Source organism: Actinoplanes sichuanensis (assembly GCF_033097365.1).
GTDB classification, from domain to species: domain Bacteria; phylum Actinomycetota; class Actinomycetes; order Mycobacteriales; family Micromonosporaceae; genus Actinoplanes; species Actinoplanes sichuanensis.
Map to the genome: position 1 here is coordinate 11398065 of NZ_AP028461.1, position 17118 is coordinate 11415182.

The window sequence follows — 17118 nt, forward strand, 5'->3', positions numbered from 1 at the left end:
CCTCAGTTCCGGTACTGCGGGGGGATGATGTCGTCGAGTTCGCCCAACAGGGCCCAGGCGTCCTGCGGCCGCATCCGCGGCGCGTCATAGGTGCAGCCGGCGGCGAATCGCCGCAGCTGGACGGGCATCCGCGAGCCCATCAGCCGCGTCATCAGCACCGTCGCCATGTAGATGTCGGTGGCGGGTCCAGCGGTCCGGTCGTGGCGCACCTCCGGCGGATAGTGGTCCTCCCTCGCCTTCACTATCGCCGCTGGTCGATGTCCCGCATAGCACCAGTCGACCAGAACCAGTCCACGCCTTCTCGGATGGATCAGCACGTGCTCGGGGAGGACCGCCCCGTGGATCACGCCGGCCCGGTGCGCCCAGCCGAGCGCGATCAGTAGCCGGCGCCAGATCCAGGCCGCCTCCCGTACCCCCAGATCGCCTTTGATCTCGGCCAGACTGCCCATCCCGCGCTGCCGTTCCAGCACGTTGACCAGACGGCGTCGGCGCTGGTCGTCCTCGTGGACGAAGGTCTCGATCAGGCGCGGCGCATAGGGACGGAATCTCGGGTCGCCGTCGGCCCACAGCCTGCGCAACGCGGCCGCCTCGGTCTCCATCAGATCGTTGTCCGCGGGGGAGCGCGGGATCTTGATCAGACGGTCGCCTTCGGTGAACAGGTCGGCGATGTCGCCGCTGCCCCAGGGCTCGGTTCTCCATTCGTCTTTTTGCTTATAGAGGGCCGAGAGCTTCGCGAAGGCGTCCGTCGCGGTTGCGCGCCGATGCGCACTCACCGCGTCCGGGTGGATCAATTTAGCCCATTTGCGGTACGCCCGACCTGCGCCGATTTCGACGTCGGTCAGATCCTGGAAGCTCCGGGCGGCGATGATCCGTGCCACCGCCTCCTCGAACGTCAGCTCCGCCCCGGGGTCGGCCCGGTCCATGGTGGCGGTCGTCGCCGCCCGGAATCCGCTCATCGCACCCGGTCCTCCCTGGTCGGGCGGAGCAGCGCCGGGTGCAGCAGTCGGGCGTCGCCGGCCCGGTACAGCTTCGCCTTCGGCCCGCCCCGCTCGCCGCCCTTGGTCGTGGTCTCCCCGGTGCTCTCCACGAACCCGGGAACCGACAGCACCTTCCGGTGGAAGTTGCCGGCGTGCAGCTCCTCGCCCCACACCGCCGCATACACCTGCCGGAGCTCGCCGATGGTGAACTCGGGGTCGGTGAACGCGGTCGCCAGCGGCGTGTACTCCAGCTTCGACCGGGCCCGCTCCAGACCGTCGGCCAGCACCTGGTCGTGGTCGAAGGCCAGGTCGACGGCCTCCTCGACGGGCACCCAGTAGGCGCGGGCGGCGTCACTGCCGGCGGTCGGCTCGGGCAGGCTCGGCGCGAACGCCAGGTAGGCCACCGAGACGACCCGCATGCGGGGGTCGCGGCCCGGGTTGCCATACGTCTTGAGCTGCTCCAGGTGGACCCGGTCGAGGTCACCCTCGCCCGGGGTCAGCCCGGTCTCCTCGGCCAGCTCCCGAACGGCCGCCGCGTCGAGCGTCTCCTCCCTGGTGAACCCACCGGGGAGGGCCCGCCGCCCGGCGAAGGGCGGAGCGGCCCGCTCGACCAGAAGCACACAGAGCCGCCCGTCCCGGATGGTCAGCGCCACCACGTCGACGGTCACCGCGACCGCCGGGTAGTCCCGCGGGTCATATCCCGCCAGGAAACTCGCCTCATCCATGGTGCCGTCCTTCTCGCTCTGAGTATTTCTCAAGTTGAGTCCTACTCGATCTGAGACGAACCTAGCGTGGATGGCGGCGGGTGTCAAGAAGAAAGCCCGCGCCCCGGCTCGGGGTGCGGGCTTTCCGGGTCGAATGTGGTCAGGATTGCTGGTAGGTGAGGCAGTCCGCCTTGTCGGCCGAGGCGCCCACGGTAATGGCCGGAGCCTGACACTCCAGGTTGTTGTTGTACGTACAGTCGGCCCGCTTGCAGGCGCCCACCTGAGCGGTGGCGATACCCATTCCACCGGAGAGTCCCGCGCCGGCGAACGTGTCGCAGGCGGAGTTCATCTCACTGATAGTGATCGCGAACGCGGTGCAGCCGTCGTGGTTGTAGCCACAGTCGGTGACGGTGCAGGTCTGCACTCGAGGCATGTTCATCATCTGAGTCACGACAGATCTCCTTCGGCCAGGTCGCAGATATCCCTGCCGAACATAACCATTATTTCTTTCGCCTACACCATTTCCGCGCGAATTTCTCAGAAAACAGGAATGTTTAGGCAAGGCTTACTTTCGTCGATTTAGGCAAGCCAAACCTGATGCAATTCCTGCTTTGTCGCTGGGTGTTGAGCGGTGTCGTGGCGGCCCATCCGGGCCTGCAGCCTAGTCGGCGAGGCTGCTGAAGTCTGACATATGAGTATGTTTCTGACTCTACCCTGACGAACCGTCCCGAATAGTTACGCTTCCCGCGAGATGGCCCGCGACGGTTCGCCCGGACGCCAGGGCCCGACAAATCCAGCGACGTGGCCAACGAAGGCCCGTAGGAGGACCTCGCATGCGTAAGTCCCAATCACGAACCGGCATCCGGCTAGTACGTTCCGGTGTCGCCGTGGCGGCGACGGCAGCAGCCGTCGTCGCAGGCACGGCTAACCCTGCCTTCGCCTCAGACCTGGCCTTCACCTCGGTCTCGGGTACACCGATGGTCGTGGGCGCGGGCGGTACCTTCACCGGCACCGTCACCGGTCTCACGACGGGTGTGGCAACCGTCTTCGGCCGGCTGGTCACTGGCTCGGACAACACGGTAAGTTGCCCCGCCGCCTACGGCACTGCGGTGAGCAGCGGCCCGAACATCGCGGTAACCGCGGCGAAGGTGTCCGGCAACGACAACAGCGCCACATTCACGATCCCGGCGACGACGCCGCCGGGCTCTTACCGCGCCTGTCTATACGCTGGAAACGCCGCGAACAGTGCCCTCGAAGGGCACGCCGCCGACAACCAGGATCTTGTGATCACCCCGGCCGCGGCGGTGGCGGCGCCCAACACGAGTGGACCGAACGTGACCTCCGTCACGGCCACGGGTACGACGGCTTGGTTGTCCCTGGGGACGACCGCCGCCGCGACTTTTGTCGCCTCCGGGACCTCCTGCCCCACCACCTACGGCACAGGCGGCGCGATCACTGCGACGACTACCAAGAACGCCGCCAACACGATCGCGACGGTCACCATCCCCGCGGGGCTGGTCATGGGAAACAGCTACAACGTCTGCGTCTTCGCGGGTAACACGGTGGGAACGAGCCCTCTCGTGGGCACCACGGCTTTCAGTAACGTTCCCGGGGCCATGGTGAGCCCGAACGTCGGTCCTGACACCAATGGCAATACCGTGGTCGTGTCGTCACCGAACAACTTCCTCACCAACGCGCACACCGCGCTGGGGGCCATCTTCACGGTTGATCCGTGCCCGAATGTCTACGACACGACTCCGGCTGGAAACTTCGACTCCGCCACGGTCACGAAGGTGACGAACAACCGGATCTCGGTTCTGGTACCGGCTGAGGTGAACATCGTGGGAAGCGATCCCGCGACGGCTTACAACCTCTGCATCTACGGTGACAACACAGAGGACACCGGCACTTTGGCGACGCAGCCCCTGGTCTACTCGGTTGCGACGGCGGTCACGGTTGACGCGTCCACCCCGATCGACGTCACCTCGGGACCGTCGCAGGGCGGCCAGCTCGTCTCCATCACCGGCACCGGATTCCCGACGGCGCCGGAATCGCAAGTCAGTGCAGCCATCGGCGGTACTCCGCTGAAGGATGTCCGGGTCATCAGCTCCACGAAGCTGACAGGCATCACGCAGCCGCGTGCCGCCGGAGCCGCGGCGGTCAGTGTGACCACGATGGCGGGTACCGCGACGACGGCCAACACCCCGTACACGTACAACTTCGGTATCTCGGTGTCGCCGAACACGGCCAAGCCCGGCAACACCAGCACGCCCATGATCTATGTCAATGGTGCGGGCTTCTCGAACATCTCCTTCGGGAGCGACGCTGATTACAACACCGCCTTCGGCCGCGTCTTCCTGGTGACGAACGGCTGGTTCGCCAGCACGGACACCGGTGGCCCATTCGGTACGACCGACCCGATCACGGCCTGCACCGGTGCAGTCGTGGTAGTCAGCGACACCGAGTTGCTCTGCCGGCTCGATCTCGGCAACACCTTCGGCGCCACCGCGGGTGATCTTGACCAAGCCGCGGATGTCAGCCCCGGTTCTTACCAGGTTGCTGTCATCAGGGACGCCTCCTCCGTTGACGCAGCCCTGACGGACTTCTCGCAGATCGCCAGTGGCTCCGCTTTCACGGTTGCGGCCTACTGATTGACCGGGAATAGCACAACATAGCTGTAGGAAGCACAACGGCCCGGAACCAAGGTTCCGGGCCGTTGTTGCAACCCCAATGCCGATACCGGCTCATGGTCAGGTCAGCGTGGCCCACTCTCGGTCAATCGTGGCGAGACTTCGGGCCAACGACGGCCTGCCGTCCGGGTTCGCGGCGACGGTGTAGACGCTTCTTCCTGCGCTGATGCGCCAGCACATGAGTAACGTGGGGATCTGTTTGGCCGGAGCGTTCTGACTGAACCGGAACGACTGGGTGCACTGGGCATTTCCCGACCGATAGCCGCCCACCGCGGAAGCGAGCTCCTGATATCCGGTCAGGTCCTGGCGTGCCGAGGTGACGTTGAGTGTCTCGGCGCCGTGACGTGACGTCCGAGACCACACCCCAGCGGGGTCTACGTCGAAGGCCGCCGGATCGGCTAAGGCCCGTTTGACTGGCACGCTGGTCCGTGCGGAGTCGACCTTGATCTGAGCAATGATCTCCCGGGCGGCGGCTTCGGATACCGGGCTGGTCGGTTCCCCCGCGCTCTCTGGATGGGCACTGGAGTTTTCGGCGCTCAATCGCAATTCTGGTGTGGCTTGACTTTCGGCAATAACAAAGGACCCTAGGGTGACAAGTGTTGCCGCGGCCATTGCTGGCGCGAAGTGACGGAAGATTCGGCCTCCGGTTCCGCTGCGACTTGTGGCTCGATTTGCCGACTTTCCTTCTGTTCTCATCATTTCGTCCCTTCTGGGGAATCTGTTGAGCGGCTCTCCATGCATGCTTGCAAGTCCTGAGAAAGGACGTATCGAATTGAGAATAATGCAACCAGGTAGGTGGCCGAAATGCGGCAGCCGCAAAGTGCCCAGGACGGGGACTCCGCGGCTGAAAGGTGTTTCAGCTCAGCTTTTTCCATTCGCGTCGGAATATCTCCATGCTCTGGCTGAGGGTGGGTTCCGATTTTGGCGTCGCCATCATCGTCACGAGGCTCCGGGTTTTTGAGAAACGCCAGCAGAGCAGTACGGTGGGCCGCTTGATCGCCGGCTGACCCTGTGCGAACCGCACGGTGTCGGTGCAGCGGACGCCACCTCCGACGGCTTTGCCTCGGTCGCCGGCCACCAGGGCCGGAGGATGTCCGGTGAGGTCGAACCGAGCAGTGGTGATACGAACGGTGCCGTTCTCGATCTGTTCCACCCGGTCATCGATTTCACCCTGGATCGCGCCCGGTCTGGCCTCCACTGGCCGGGTCAACGGGTGCCCATCGGCGGCGGCCGAGGCCCGGGTGTCTGCGATTTCCTTGTCCACTTCTTCTTTGGGTCGTGGCGTTTGTGTGGTCGGAGCGCTGTCAGGCTCCAGTGCCTGTGCGGCTACCTGGGTGGGGGGTTGCAATCCTGAGTACTCCGTCGGCGCGATGACCAAAGCTCCTTCATCGCCTGCGGTGCCGGAGGTTTGGTTGACATTCGCCGTGGTGATGTACGCGCCGACGCCCAGGATCGCCGCTAGGCCGGTGACTCCCAGGGCTGTCCGGACAGTCGACCTTCGTGCTTTCTTCCGCGCGGAGGGCGGAGTTGCAGAGGTGCTTCCCTTCGAATTGGAACTGCTCATCTTCCTGGACCCCGAGTGTGTGTTTGTGTGCCTGAGTTGCTAGGACCTTCCTCTTATACTCCCCCGGCGAGTCGGACTTTTGTTGGGAAATCGGATTATGGGTCGAGAATGTCGTCCAGCTGACACATGGATGTCAGCGTGCACGGTCGTCCAAGGTGCCGCGAGATCGGTCGAAGAATCGATGTCAGGAGATGGAATAGGTCAGATTATTGATAGTTCACGATTTAAGTGATGCCATGATTTGGTGGTGTTAGTTTGAGGCTGGCCAAAAATGACAAGTGCGGCACGGAAATCCCCTGCCGTGCAGCTCCGAGAGGACACTGCTAAATGTCATCAGTTCGACCCCGGCGGCGTTCTCGTGTCGCTGCCGCTGCCAGTGCGACAGTCCTGGCGGCCTCTCTCGTGAATCTCTGGGCCCCACCCGCCCATGCCGCTCCGCTGTCCGGAACGATCGCCGTCACGTCGCCGGCCAGCGGAAAGCTCGCTGCGGGGACGCCCAAGCAGGTGGTCCTTCTGACCGTTTCCGGCACCGGGGCACCGACCCTGTCGGAGGAGACAGTCACCTCCGTCGACCTCGGTTCCACCTGTATCGGACTGACGAGTTATGTCGTCACCAGTTCGACGACCCTGACCGTGAAGACGCCCACGACCACGCCGTCCATCGGTTGCCCGGCCAACGGCGCGGAAAGTGTGACGATCAACTTCGGCAGTGATTCGCTGACGAAGGCCAGCGCCATCACCTTCGTCAACCCGCCCGACATCGAAGCGGTCGCCAACAAGCCGGTCATCGCGGAGAACAGTTCCGGTCTCGCGACTGCCCAGCAGAACCAGCGGTTCTGGAGCACCGGCGGGCAGACGGTCCGGGTCAAGGCGGCGGCCGGATTCACCTTCGACCCGCGCACTGCGGCCGGACTCAAGGTCGCACTGGGCGGGAAGGACGCCACCGACGTCAAGGTCTACGCCGGTTCGACTGCCGGCGGCCTCAACGCCGACACGCAGATGACCGCCACCAACACCACGGACGCGGTGGCAACGGCCCAGGTCGGAAACTATGTGACCTTCAAGAGCACGACCGGCATGGATCCGACGAACGACACCATCACGCTCACCCAGAACGGTGTGAGCAAGACGTTCGCGAAGGCGGCCACCGGCGTCGAGGTCGCCACCGGTGAAGTCATCACGAGCATCTCGCCGGAGTCCGGCAAGTCCAGTGGCGGCACCACTCTCGTCATCACCGGCACCGGCTTCAGCAAGACGAACGCCGACTACGGAACCACGATCAATGTGACGGTCTGCGGTGTCAACGCGACCTTCCCGGCCACTGCCATCAACACGGCGGGTACGCAGATCACCGCGATCACGCCCAACGTGACAGGCGTCAGCGGCCTCGGTACCGGCGTCTACGGTGGCGCTTGCCCCGTCCGGATCGTCAACGGCACCTGGACCAGCCCCATCACACCGAGCACGATCTTCGCCGCTCTGAACGAGTGATGCACTAGGAGTGACGAACCTCCAGTACGGAATGAGCCCGACTCCTTGACGGAGCCGGGCTCGTTCCGTTTCTGCGTCAACGCGTCTCAGCCCAATGCCGGGCCACGACCTGTGCGGTCTCCGCTGCTGTGGTCTGGCTGTCCTTGGCGCCGAAGGTGACCGCGGCGACGCTACGGTCGGCGGAGACCCGCCAGCACAACATCATGTTGGGTTTGACCTGCGTCGACTTGGAACCGGCGAACCGGAAGCGGTTCGTGCACCGCGAGCCCTCCACGGGATTCCCCTGGTCGGCGGCCCAGCGGACGAATCCCTTCCCGGTCAGGTCGTAATCCGCCTTCATGATGCTCACGCTGGCCGCGCCGATCTTCTCCGTCAGGGTCTCCACCGGCCGCTCCTCCCGGGCAGGCTCCGCAGCGGCGTCATCGCGGTCGCTTTTGGTGCGTGTACGAGGCTCTTCTCTTCGACTGGTACCAGCTTCGGCCCCCTGAGTGGCGTTCGGGGTGGAGGCAGTGCTGGTGGCGGACCGTTCGGCGAAGGCCGTCGGGGGTGCTGACGTAAGGACACCGGCGGAGGGGCCGGCCGGCGAGCCGGCTGAGGCGGTGGTGGTCTCCGGTTCCAGAGCGGTGTCCGACCCGTGCACCAACGAGTCGGTGATGAGATAGCTCGCTCCGCCCAGGGCCAGAGCCGCCCCAGCGGTTCCCGCGACGATCCGCCGTCGGTGGCGCGCCCTTGTCGTGTTGTTGATCGGGTGCGGTTCATGCTCCATGTCTGCAGGCATCACACGATTCCTCGAGGGTCTATGGGCTGTGCCGACGTGTCACGAGTCATCGGCTTCCCATCGTTAACATGGGAACCAGCACCTTCCCCTTGTTTCGGCTTTCGGGGAAATCGCCTGCCCCGATTTCTCTTCTGCGAGTCGGGCGTCCGTCACGTCGTTACGCTCTCTCCGGACGCCAATCCAGAGGAGCCATCCCGATGATCACGTCGCAGCGTTCGTTTCGCCCCAGCATCCGTTCCAGCCTTGCTGTCGCTGCCATATCGACCCTGGTGCTGGCGGTCGCCGCGGCCCCGGCGAGTGCGGCCGCTGCAACGATGACATTGAGCCGGGCGGGCGGCGCCAGTGGCGCCGGCGGCACCGTCATCGGCACCGTTCCCGCGATTTCCAACGGCCCCGCGACGTTTGTTGCGGGTGTTCTCCCGACGGTTCAATTCCAATACATGGCTTCGGCCACTTCCACCTGTGCCACCACCGCGAGAGCCGTTCAGGAGATCGCTGTCAGCGGTACCACCCCGACCGGCGGTGTGCTCACCGTCGACCCGGAGGAGGTGAAGCGGATCTCCGGCACGAAGATCGCATTCAACGTTCCCACCGAGCCGTATCCGGAGCCGGACGTCAACCCGAACGGTCTGGTTTTGGCCGGTGGTCAGAAGACCGCCAAATGGAACGTCTGCGTCTACGACAGCGAGTCCGCGACGGCCAGCACTCTGCTCGCCACCTCGCAGTACACGGTGGTCCTCCGCCCGACGATCACCGGGATTCTGCCGGCGAGCAGCCCTGCGGCGGGTGGCCAGACGATCACGGTCAACGGCACCGGCTTCACCGCTCTCGCCACACCGATAACCGCGGCGATCGGCGGGACAGCCCTCACCAACATCAAGGTTGCGGCGAACGGCTCGAGCTTCACGGCGACCACGGGAGCGCGGGCCGCGGACACCGGGCTGGCACTGACCGTCAACACGCCGGGTGGCACGGTGAGCAGTCTGGATCCGGACAACAACGGTATCGACGACGATCCGTCGATCCCGTTCAGCTACACCAACGGCATAACGATCAGCCCCACCCTCGCCGCCGCCGGCAGCCTCGTCACCGTCGACGTTCTGGGCGCCGGATTCTCACAACTCAGTTTCGACCACGGCAGCCCGACGACCGCCAATGCGCATGTCTTCCTCGTCAACGGGACCTATGACGCGGCAGCCAACCGGGGCGTCGCCGAATGTAAGAACGCGTCGGTGATCAGCGACGCCGAGCTGATCTGCACCCTCAACCTCGCCGACAGCCGTCTCAACCCGGTTACCAGCGCGTCGCTTCCGGGCTCGGAGATCTTCGAAGGCGCTTACACCCTGACCGTGGTGGCGAACGGGTCGACCAGCGCCGGCAGCGCGGCGGGCGCGTCGATCGTCAGCAGTGGGGCCACCTTCACCGTCGGGCCGTACTGATCTATCGCTACTACCCGACTGCAACCCACAAAAGAATGATCGCCCGCAGAGGGCCGCCGATGCTCCTTCCCGACCGCAACGGGAGGGACTTCGAAGATGAAGGTTCAGCTGCTCCGCTACGTCGCCGGTGCTGTGACGGCGGGTGCGCTCGCCGCCGTGGGCGTCTACGCGCTGCCCACCGGGAGTTCGGAATGGACGCCGGTCACCTACGGGTTGACCCAGGACGCCGACGAGATCCTGCCGGCGGTTGTCAGCAAGGCGCAGCCGGCCCGGGTGGTCAGTACCACGCTCGACGAGGACGGCCGGCCGGTCGTCACCGTCAAGGAGGCCACCGACAAGGCGTCGGCCGCGAAGCTGGTCCAGGACGCCCAGAAGGCGGACGGCGCGGTCAGCGTCGAGATGGATGCTCCTGTGCACGCGCTCGGCGTACCGTCGGGATCTGATCCTTATCGGTCTCAGCAGTGGGATTTCACGAAGATCCGAGTGGCTGACGCCTGGCAGAAGTCGACAGGCAGCGGCGTGGTCGTCGCGGTGATCGACACCGGGGTCGACTCGACGCATCCGGACCTCAAGGGCAACGTCCTGTCGGGGTACGACGCGATCGCGAACCGAGTGACGGCCGGCACCGACGGCAACGGGCACGGCACCCATGTGGCGGGCACGATCGCCGCGGTGACCGGTAACGGCGTCGGGGTGTCGGGTGTCGCCCCAGATGTGAAGATCCTGCCGGTCAAGGTGCTGAGTGACAGCGGCAGCGGCACCATGTCGGACACCGCCGAGGGCATCGTCTGGGCCGCCGACCACGGCGCTCAGGTGATCAACATGTCGCTGGGTTCGTCGAGCAAGGTCACCGCGGTGAGCAACGCCATCGCGTACGCCCGGAGCAAGGGTGTCACCGTGGTGGCGGCGGCGGGCAACGAGCGTGCGTCCGGAAGCCCGACCTCGTATCCGGGCGCCGACGCCGGGGTGATCGCCGTCGCGGCCACTGACTCGGCCGACCGGGTCGCCTCCTACTCGAACGCCGGTAGCTACGTCGACGTGGCCGCCCCGGGCAGCGCCATCATCAGCACCTACAAGGGCTCCTACGCCTCCCTGAACGGCACCTCGATGGCGTCGCCGCACGTGGCCGCCGTCGCCGCGCTGCTCAAGGGCTACCAGAACGCGCTGACCCCGGACCAGATCGAGGCGGCTCTGGAGAAGTCCGCCGTCGACCTGGGCACGAAGGGATTCGACAACGACTTCGGTAACGGCCGCATCGACGCCGTCGCCGCCCTCGCCGCGGTCGCACCCCCGACGACCGCGCCGACCACGGCGCCGACGACCCCGCCCACCACGGCGCCGACGACCGCCCCGCCGACGACCACCCCCACCAGCACGCCGACGGACAGCCCGACCGCGACCCCGACGACCAGCCCCACCACCGCCCCGACCACCGCGCCGCCCAAGCCGAAGCTCAACCCCCTCATCACCTCGAACGTCGCCACCCGTGAGGTGGCCTATGGCACCGCCACCGCCACCACGTTCACCGTCCGGGTGGCGGGCAGCCCGTGGGCGAACAAGCCGGCGTCGGTCTGCATCGCCGAGGCGGGGGCCGGTTTCTCCTGCACCGACACCAAGACCAGCATCAACGGGACGGTGACGGTCTCCCGCACGGCTGCGGCCGGCTTCCAGGTGTACGTGAAGACGGCCGAGACCGAGACGACCGCGGCCGCGACCTCACCGGTCACCACGTACACGGTCCGGGCGAAGGTGGCCGCGAGTCTGGCCGGCCGGGGCGTCATGACGGTGACCATCAACGGGGTGGCCGGCCAGCGGGCCGAGATCCAGATCTACAACTCGGTCACCCGCGACTGGACCACGGTGGCCGGTTACCAGGCGGTCGCCCGGGTCTCGGTGAGCGGCCTGGTCAGCGGTCAGCGATACCGGGTTCTGGTGCCCGACACCACGGCCGTCCTCGGCGCCACGAGCGGGACGGTGCTGGCCTGAGACCCTGCTCCCGACCGGCAACGGCCCGGCACCGGCGGTGACAACTCTTCCCCTGGAATCTGATGTCAGTCCAGTTGTTCGAGGGGAAGAGGAACCGTTTTGAAGAACGTCCAGATCCGTAAGTTCGCCTTCGGTGCCGTCGCTGCTGGTGCGCTCGCCGCGGTCGGTGCCCTCGCCCTCCCGGGCGGGTCGGCGGACTGGGCTCCGGTCAGCTACGGGCTGACCGCGGCACCGGAGCGGATTGTTCCGGCGACGGTCACCGAGGCCCAGCCGGCGCGGGTCGTTTCGACCACGATCGACAAGGACGGCCGCCCGGTCGTCACGGTCAAGGAGGCCACCGACAAGGCCTCCGCGATCAAGCTGGTCGAGGCGGCGCAGAAGGCGGACGGCGCGATCGGCGTGGAGATGGACGCCAAGGTGTACGCCCTGGGCGCCCCGACCGGCACGGACCAGTACCGCGCCAAGCAGTGGGACATCCCGAAGATCCACACGACGGACGCGTGGCAGAAGTCGACCGGCGCCGGTGTGGTCGTCGCCGTGATCGACAGCGGTGTCGACGGCACCCACCCGGACCTCGCCGCCAACATGGTCAGCGGCTTCGACGCCACCACCGACCGGGCCGGCACCACCACCGACCGGCACGGGCACGGCACCCACGTGGCGGGCACCGTCGCCGCCGTCACCGGCAACGCCACGGGTATCTCCGGCGTCGCCCCGGACGTCAAGATCATGCCGGTGAAGGTGCTCGGCGACGACGGCAGCGGCAACATGTCGGACACCGCCGAGGGCATCACGTGGGCCGCCGACCACGGCGCCCAGGTGATCAACATGTCGCTCGGCGGCACCCAGAAGGTCACCGCGGTGAGCAACGCGATCGCCTACGCCCGCAGCAAGGGCGTCACCGTCGTGGCCGCCGTCGGCAACAGCCGTGAGCAGGGCAGCCCCACGTCGTACCCGGCCGCCGACGCCGGTGTCATCGGCGTGGCCGCGACCGACTCGAACGACCGGGTCGGCGTCTACTCGAACGCCGGCAACTACGTCGACGTCGCCGCGCCCGGCACCGACATCTTCAGCCTCGCCCCGAACGGCCAGTACAAGACGATGAGCGGCACCTCGATGGCGTCGCCGCACGTCGCCGGCCTCGCCGCGCTGCTGAAGAGCTACCAGAAGTCGCTCACCCCGGACCAGATCGAGGCCACCCTGGAGAAGTCGGCCGTGGACCTGGGCCCGGTCGGGTTCGACAACGACTTCGGCAACGGCCGTGTCGACGCGCTCGCCGCCCTGAACGCGCTGGCCCCGGCGACCACCGCCCCGACCACGCCGCCGACCACCGCGCCGGTGACCAAGGCGCCGACGACGGCTCCGACCACGCCGCCCACCAAGGCCCCGACCACGCCGACCACGCCGCCCACCAAGGCGCCGATCACCACCGCCCCGGTGAAGGGCGCGCCGGTGATCACCGCGGACACCACCGGCGGGAACGTCATCTACGGCACCACGACCGTCACCACGTTCGCCGTCAAGTCCGGTGAGCAGGCGTGGTCCCGCAAGGCCGTCTCGGTCTGCGTGACCGAGTCCGGCGCCGCGCAGCAGTGCACCGAGACCAGCACCGACGACCTCGGCCAGGTCCGGGTCGAGCGTGCCGCCAAGGCGTCCTACCAGGTCGTCGTCAAGGCCGGCGGGGCCACCTCGGCCACGGTCGGCTACCAGGTCCGGGCCGCGGTCACCGTGATCAAGGCCGGCTTCGGCCAGATGCAGGTGACCCTCACCGGCGCGATCGGCCGCCCGGCCGAGATCCAGCAGAAGATCAACGGCACCTGGCGTGCCGTCGGCTCCTACACCGCGCCGACCTCGCCGGCCAAGGCCGTCGTCACCCGCCTGATGCCGGGCCAGACCTACCGCGTCGTGGTCGCCGACAGCGCCGCGATCCTGGGCGCCACCAGCGGCGAGTTCGTCGCCTGACCGATCCGCGCAAGCAACCGCGGCGGGACCCCTCGGGTCCCGCCGCGGTTCGCGTTCCCGCTGGTCAGTTCGGTTTCGGCCATTCGGTTTCGAGCAGGGTGGCGGCGACACCGACCGCCTCGGCGCCGGCCGGTGTCGCGGTCGAGACGACCACCACGCTCCGGGACGCCGACGTGCGCCAGCACAGCAGCGTGGCGGGCGGGCCCGGATCCCGGGCCGGATCGTTGCGGATCCGGGTCGTGCAGCGGACCCCGTTTCCGGCGGGCGTGCCCTGGTCCCTCGCCAGCCGCAGCAGCGGCTCACCGGTGGCATCCCGCCAGAAGCTGACGACCTGCATCTCGCCGTCAGCGTAGGGATGCTCGACGATCTTGGTGCGTTCGCTGACCCGAAGACGTTCGCGCAACTCGTCGATGGCGGCCGAGGCCCGGGCCTCGGCCGAGTCCGGGCTCGCCGGACGGCTCGCCTCGACCGAGGGGACCGGGCTCAATTCGACGGGTGCGGCATGCCTGGTGATTTTGGGGGTACGGCTGACCGGCGCCGTCTCCTCCGGAGTGGACGAGGCGGTCGCCGGGGCGGTCTGCGGCGCCAGTGCCTCCGGCTCGGGCAGGCTCGGCTGCTGCTCGTTCATCAGCTGGACGGTCAGGAACCCGGCGGCGACCAGGGCCACGGCGGCCACCGTGGTCGAGGCGACCAGCCGTCTCCGGTGTCGGACCGACGGGTCGGGTCCGGTCGCGGCCGCGGAGGCGTAGAGGCCGCCCTCGTGCGCCGTGTAGTCATCGTGATCGTGGTGCTCGTCGTAGGCCATGTCACCGTCCCGCGCCCGTTCCTCTGCGATCTTGTCGAGTTCGAGCGCGCCGGTCACGCGGCTCGGGTTTCGCCCGTCGACTTGCCTCATGCTTCCAAAGAACGGTACATATCGGGCGGGATTCGGATCATCGGTAGGTACTGTCGGCATCTCGTCAGCCGGGTGGCGTGGGGGCGTGCTCCGGCCGTACCCCCGAATCGGAATCCGCCTTTGCCGCAGCATGCGGCGGCAGCCGCCGGGGTGGACCCTGCGTGACCGGATCGGAACGACCGGTGCCGATGCCTCTGCCGGGCGTCACCCGGACCGGCGAGGGGCGGGTCCGGGCGGTTGACCGTCGGGCCGATGCACGCGCATCGTGTGGGCACGCGGGTTCGAGGGCGGGCGGATCCGGAGGTGATCCGTCGTTGCCCGCCGCCGAAACAGCAGGTGGGGAGGTGGCGGCAGGTGACCGGCGACCAGGCGGACCATGATCCGGCCCGGCCGTCGTGGGACTGCCGGGCCTGCGGCCGTCCCTGGCCGTGCGACCCGGCGCGCGAGCAACTGGCGGGCGCCAACGGCCGGGTCGAACTGGCCGTCCTCATGTGGGATCACCTGGAGGAGGCCGCCCGGGACATGCCCCAGACGCCCGCCTCGGAGCTCTTCGAACGCTTCCTGCGCTGGACCGACCGCCCACCCGGCCCGTCCTGACCAGCGCGCCTCGCGTCCGCCGATTTGTGCAGGCCGACGATGAGTCCGGGCGGGATCAGTTCGGTCAGCGGAGGCCGGCGACCGCCGCGTCGACGCCGCCGCGCCAGATGATGCCCGCCTCCCGGAAACCGGCCGTGCGCAGCGCCTCGATGTGCCACGACACCGGTGGCGTCCACTCCTGACTGTGCCGGTGCGACGGGTAGATCCGCTCCCGTTCGACCGCCTTCGGCGCCAACTGCTCGTCGGCGGCTACGAGTGCCCACCACTGTGGCCAGGAGGTGGCCGCTCCGGTCGCATACCACGCCTCGCGCCGCACCCGGGCGTGATCGTGCAACCGGCGAGACAGCTCCGGTAGACCCTCGTCCTCCATCTGCTCGGCGTTCGCGAACAGGCCGCCCGGGCGCAGCACCTCCCGGATCTCCGCATACAGCGCGGCGACCCGTTCGGCAGGCAGCCAGTGCAGCGCGGTCGCGGTCAGCACCGCGTCGAACGGCTCGGTCGGCAGTTTGGCCCGCCAGCCGGGATCGCCCAGGTCGGCGTCGACCACCGTGGCCCGGTCCCGCAGCGAGGAACCGGCGATCGTCAGCAGCACCGGATCCTGATCGAGGACGGTGACCTGTGCTCCGGGAAAGCGGGCCAGCGCACGCAGCGAGATGGTCCCGGTGCCGCCGGCCAGATCGAGCAGTCGTGGCGCCTCGCCATCGGTCACCGCGGCCACGGCGTCGAGCATCGCCGCGAACCGCTCCTCCCGGTCCGGCATGAAGGCGGTCTGTTGTCGGTCCCAGCTTTCCTGCCACTCGCGATGGTTCGTCAGGTAAGCACTCATACTCCTTACGGTAGTTACATTCCAGGGCTCGCTCAAGAGGCGGGCTCGGCCGGCCGCTCGGCGAAGGCACGCAGATCCCGGCGCTCGATCGCCGCCGCCATCAGGTCCGGGAACGCGTCCGGAGTGCACGCGAACGCCGGCACCCCGAGCGCCGCGAGGGCCGCCGCGTTCTCGTGGTCGTAGGCCGGGGCGCCCTCGTCGGAGAGCGCCAGCAGCACCACCACCTGCACACCGGCCGCGGTCATCTCGGCCACCCGGCGCAGCATCTCCTCCCGGACGCCACCCTCGTACAGATCGCTGATCAGCACGAAGATGCTGTCCCGTGGTCGGGTGATCAGCTGCTGCGAGTAGGCGATCGCCCGGTTGATGTCGGTGCCCCCGCCCAGTTGCGTGCCGAACAGCACCTCCACCGGATCGGCCAGCTGATCGGTCAGGTCCACCACCGCGGTGTCGAACACCACGAGCGACGTGCGCAGCGACCGCATCGAGGCCAGCACCGCCGCGAACACCCCGGCGAACACCACCGACGCGGCCATCGAACCCGACTGGTCGACACACAACACCACGTCCCGCTGGACCGCGGTGCCCCGCCGCCCGTACCCGACGAGCCGTTCGGGGATCACCGTCCGGTGCTCCGGCTGATAGTGCTTCAGGTTCGCCCGGATCGTCCGGTCCCAGTCGATGTCGGCATGCCGCGGCCGGCTGATCCGTGCGGCCCGGTTCAGTGCGCCGGTCACCGCGGTGCGGGTCGGTTGCGCGATGCGACGTTCAAGTTCTGCCACGACGGTACGGACCACCTGTCGCGCCGTCTCCCGGGCCGCGTCGGGCATCACCCGGTTCAGCGAGAGCAACGTGCCGACCAGGTGCACATCCGGCTCGACGGCGGCGAGCATCTCCGGTTCGAGCAGCAGGCGGGTCAGATCCAGCCGCTCGATGGCGTCGGCCTGCATCACCTGCACCACGGTGCCCGGAAAATACTCCCGGATGTCGCCGAGCCAGCGGGCCACCTTCGGCGCCGAGCCACCGAGCCCCGCCGATCGTTTCGTCGACGGCTCATCGGCGTCCCCGGCGTCGTAGAGCGCCGCCATCGCGGCATCCATCGCACCGTCCCGCCCCTCGGCCTTACCGAGCGGTTCCTCCGCGGCCCCGCCGAGCACCAGCCGCCACCGGCGCCGCCGCTCCGCACCCACCTGCTCGTCGTCGCTCAAC

General features: G+C 67.7%; 15 protein-coding genes. 6 read left to right on the forward strand and 9 right to left on the reverse strand.

What is annotated here, in order from left to right:
- Positions 1-2: 2 nt before the first annotated feature.
- The 3 genes from Q0Z83_RS52210 to Q0Z83_RS52220 all read right to left on the reverse strand — a co-directional run bounded on the left by Q0Z83_RS52210 (position 3) and on the right by Q0Z83_RS52220 (position 2132).
- Positions 3-956 (reverse strand): molecular chaperone DnaJ, encoded by a 954-nt coding sequence (locus tag Q0Z83_RS52210; RefSeq protein ID WP_317791017.1) that lies wholly within the window; start codon positions 954-956, stop codon positions 3-5.
- Complete coding sequence (locus Q0Z83_RS52215; RefSeq protein WP_317791018.1) at positions 953-1702, reverse strand: NUDIX hydrolase; 750 nt, start codon at positions 1700-1702, stop codon at positions 953-955. The genes Q0Z83_RS52210 and Q0Z83_RS52215 overlap by 4 nt, the downstream gene beginning before the upstream one ends.
- Positions 1703-1841: 139 nt before the next feature.
- The gene (locus tag Q0Z83_RS52220; protein ID WP_317791019.1) at positions 1842-2132 is read right to left on the reverse strand and encodes a DUF1540 domain-containing protein; all 291 of its coding nucleotides are present in this window, start codon (positions 2130-2132) and stop codon (positions 1842-1844) included.
- Between the two features lie 382 nt (positions 2133-2514).
- Here Q0Z83_RS52220 and Q0Z83_RS52225 point away from each other — a divergent pair, with 382 nt between their 5' ends.
- Positions 2515-4332, forward strand: coding sequence for an IPT/TIG domain-containing protein (locus Q0Z83_RS52225; RefSeq protein ID WP_317791020.1), 1818 nt, complete (start codon positions 2515-2517; stop codon positions 4330-4332).
- Positions 4333-4431: 99 nt separating this feature from the next.
- Here the strand turns inward: Q0Z83_RS52225 and Q0Z83_RS52230 are convergent, their stop codons facing one another.
- The gene (locus Q0Z83_RS52230) at positions 4432-4911 is read right to left on the reverse strand and encodes a hypothetical protein (RefSeq protein WP_317791021.1); all 480 of its coding nucleotides are present in this window, start codon (positions 4909-4911) and stop codon (positions 4432-4434) included.
- A gap of 316 nt (positions 4912-5227) precedes the next feature.
- Positions 5228-5935 carry a hypothetical protein gene (locus tag Q0Z83_RS52235; protein ID WP_317791022.1) on the reverse strand — a complete coding sequence of 236 codons (708 nt, stop codon included), beginning with the start codon at positions 5933-5935 and terminating at the stop codon, positions 5228-5230.
- A 402-nt stretch (positions 5936-6337) separates the two neighbouring features.
- Between Q0Z83_RS52235 and Q0Z83_RS52240 the strand changes: the two genes are divergently transcribed.
- Positions 6338-7426, forward strand: coding sequence for an IPT/TIG domain-containing protein (locus tag Q0Z83_RS52240; protein ID WP_317791023.1), 1089 nt, complete (start codon positions 6338-6340; stop codon positions 7424-7426).
- Positions 7427-7502: 76 nt separating this feature from the next.
- Here Q0Z83_RS52240 and Q0Z83_RS52245 read toward each other — a convergent pair whose 3' ends face one another.
- Positions 7503-8204 carry a hypothetical protein gene (locus Q0Z83_RS52245; RefSeq protein WP_317791024.1) on the reverse strand — a complete coding sequence of 234 codons (702 nt, stop codon included), beginning with the start codon at positions 8202-8204 and terminating at the stop codon, positions 7503-7505.
- A 68-nt stretch (positions 8205-8272) separates the two neighbouring features.
- On the opposite strand from Q0Z83_RS52245, the gene Q0Z83_RS52250 reads away from it, so the two are divergent.
- From Q0Z83_RS52250 to Q0Z83_RS52260, 3 genes are all read left to right on the forward strand, one after another.
- Entirely contained in the window at positions 8273-9643 is a 1371-nt protein-coding gene (locus Q0Z83_RS52250) for an IPT/TIG domain-containing protein (protein ID WP_317791025.1), read from the forward strand.
- A gap of 96 nt (positions 9644-9739) precedes the next feature.
- Positions 9740-11629, forward strand: a complete 1890-nt coding sequence (locus tag Q0Z83_RS52255; protein ID WP_317791026.1) for a S8 family peptidase — start codon at positions 9740-9742, stop codon at positions 11627-11629.
- A gap of 99 nt (positions 11630-11728) precedes the next feature.
- Positions 11729-13591: a S8 family peptidase gene (locus Q0Z83_RS52260; RefSeq protein ID WP_317791027.1), complete on the forward strand. Its 1863-nt coding sequence runs from the start codon at positions 11729-11731 to the stop codon at positions 13589-13591.
- 64 nt (positions 13592-13655) lie between these two features.
- Here the strand turns inward: Q0Z83_RS52260 and Q0Z83_RS52265 are convergent, their stop codons facing one another.
- Entirely contained in the window at positions 13656-14486 is an 831-nt protein-coding gene (locus tag Q0Z83_RS52265) for a dihydrolipoyllysine-residue succinyltransferase component of 2-oxoglutarate dehydrogenase complex (RefSeq protein WP_317791028.1), read from the reverse strand.
- Positions 14487-14840: 354 nt separating this feature from the next.
- On the opposite strand from Q0Z83_RS52265, the gene Q0Z83_RS52270 reads away from it, so the two are divergent.
- Positions 14841-15083 (forward strand): hypothetical protein, encoded by a 243-nt coding sequence (locus Q0Z83_RS52270; RefSeq protein WP_317791029.1) that lies wholly within the window; start codon positions 14841-14843, stop codon positions 15081-15083.
- 64 nt (positions 15084-15147) lie between these two features.
- Here Q0Z83_RS52270 and Q0Z83_RS52275 read toward each other — a convergent pair whose 3' ends face one another.
- The gene (locus Q0Z83_RS52275) at positions 15148-15909 is read right to left on the reverse strand and encodes a class I SAM-dependent methyltransferase (RefSeq protein WP_317791030.1); all 762 of its coding nucleotides are present in this window, start codon (positions 15907-15909) and stop codon (positions 15148-15150) included.
- A gap of 32 nt (positions 15910-15941) precedes the next feature.
- Positions 15942-17117, reverse strand: a complete 1176-nt coding sequence (locus Q0Z83_RS52280) for a VWA domain-containing protein (protein WP_317791031.1) — start codon at positions 17115-17117, stop codon at positions 15942-15944.
- Between the last annotated feature and the right edge of the window lies 1 nt (position 17118).

What these genes read in the sequence shown, in the direction of transcription:
- Q0Z83_RS52210 (WP_317791017.1), bottom strand. Translation starts at nt 956, where the DNA reads ATGAGCGGATTCCGGGCGGCGACGACCGCCACCATGGACCGGGCCGAC.
- Q0Z83_RS52215 (WP_317791018.1), bottom strand. Translation starts at nt 1,702, where the DNA reads ATGGATGAGGCGAGTTTCCTGGCGGGATATGACCCGCGGGACTACCCG.
- Q0Z83_RS52225 (WP_317791020.1), top strand. Translation starts at nt 2,515, where the DNA reads ATGCGTAAGTCCCAATCACGAACCGGCATCCGGCTAGTACGTTCCGGT.
- Q0Z83_RS52235 (WP_317791022.1), bottom strand. Translation starts at nt 5,935, where the DNA reads ATGAGCAGTTCCAATTCGAAGGGAAGCACCTCTGCAACTCCGCCCTCC.
- Q0Z83_RS52245 (WP_317791024.1), bottom strand. Translation starts at nt 8,204, where the DNA reads ATGCCTGCAGACATGGAGCATGAACCGCACCCGATCAACAACACGACA.
- Q0Z83_RS52250 (WP_317791025.1), top strand. Translation starts at nt 8,273, where the DNA reads ATGGGAACCAGCACCTTCCCCTTGTTTCGGCTTTCGGGGAAATCGCCT.
- Q0Z83_RS52255 (WP_317791026.1), top strand. Translation starts at nt 9,740, where the DNA reads ATGAAGGTTCAGCTGCTCCGCTACGTCGCCGGTGCTGTGACGGCGGGT.
- Q0Z83_RS52265 (WP_317791028.1), bottom strand. Translation starts at nt 14,486, where the DNA reads ATGAGGCAAGTCGACGGGCGAAACCCGAGCCGCGTGACCGGCGCGCTC.
- Q0Z83_RS52275 (WP_317791030.1), bottom strand. Translation starts at nt 15,909, where the DNA reads ATGAGTGCTTACCTGACGAACCATCGCGAGTGGCAGGAAAGCTGGGAC.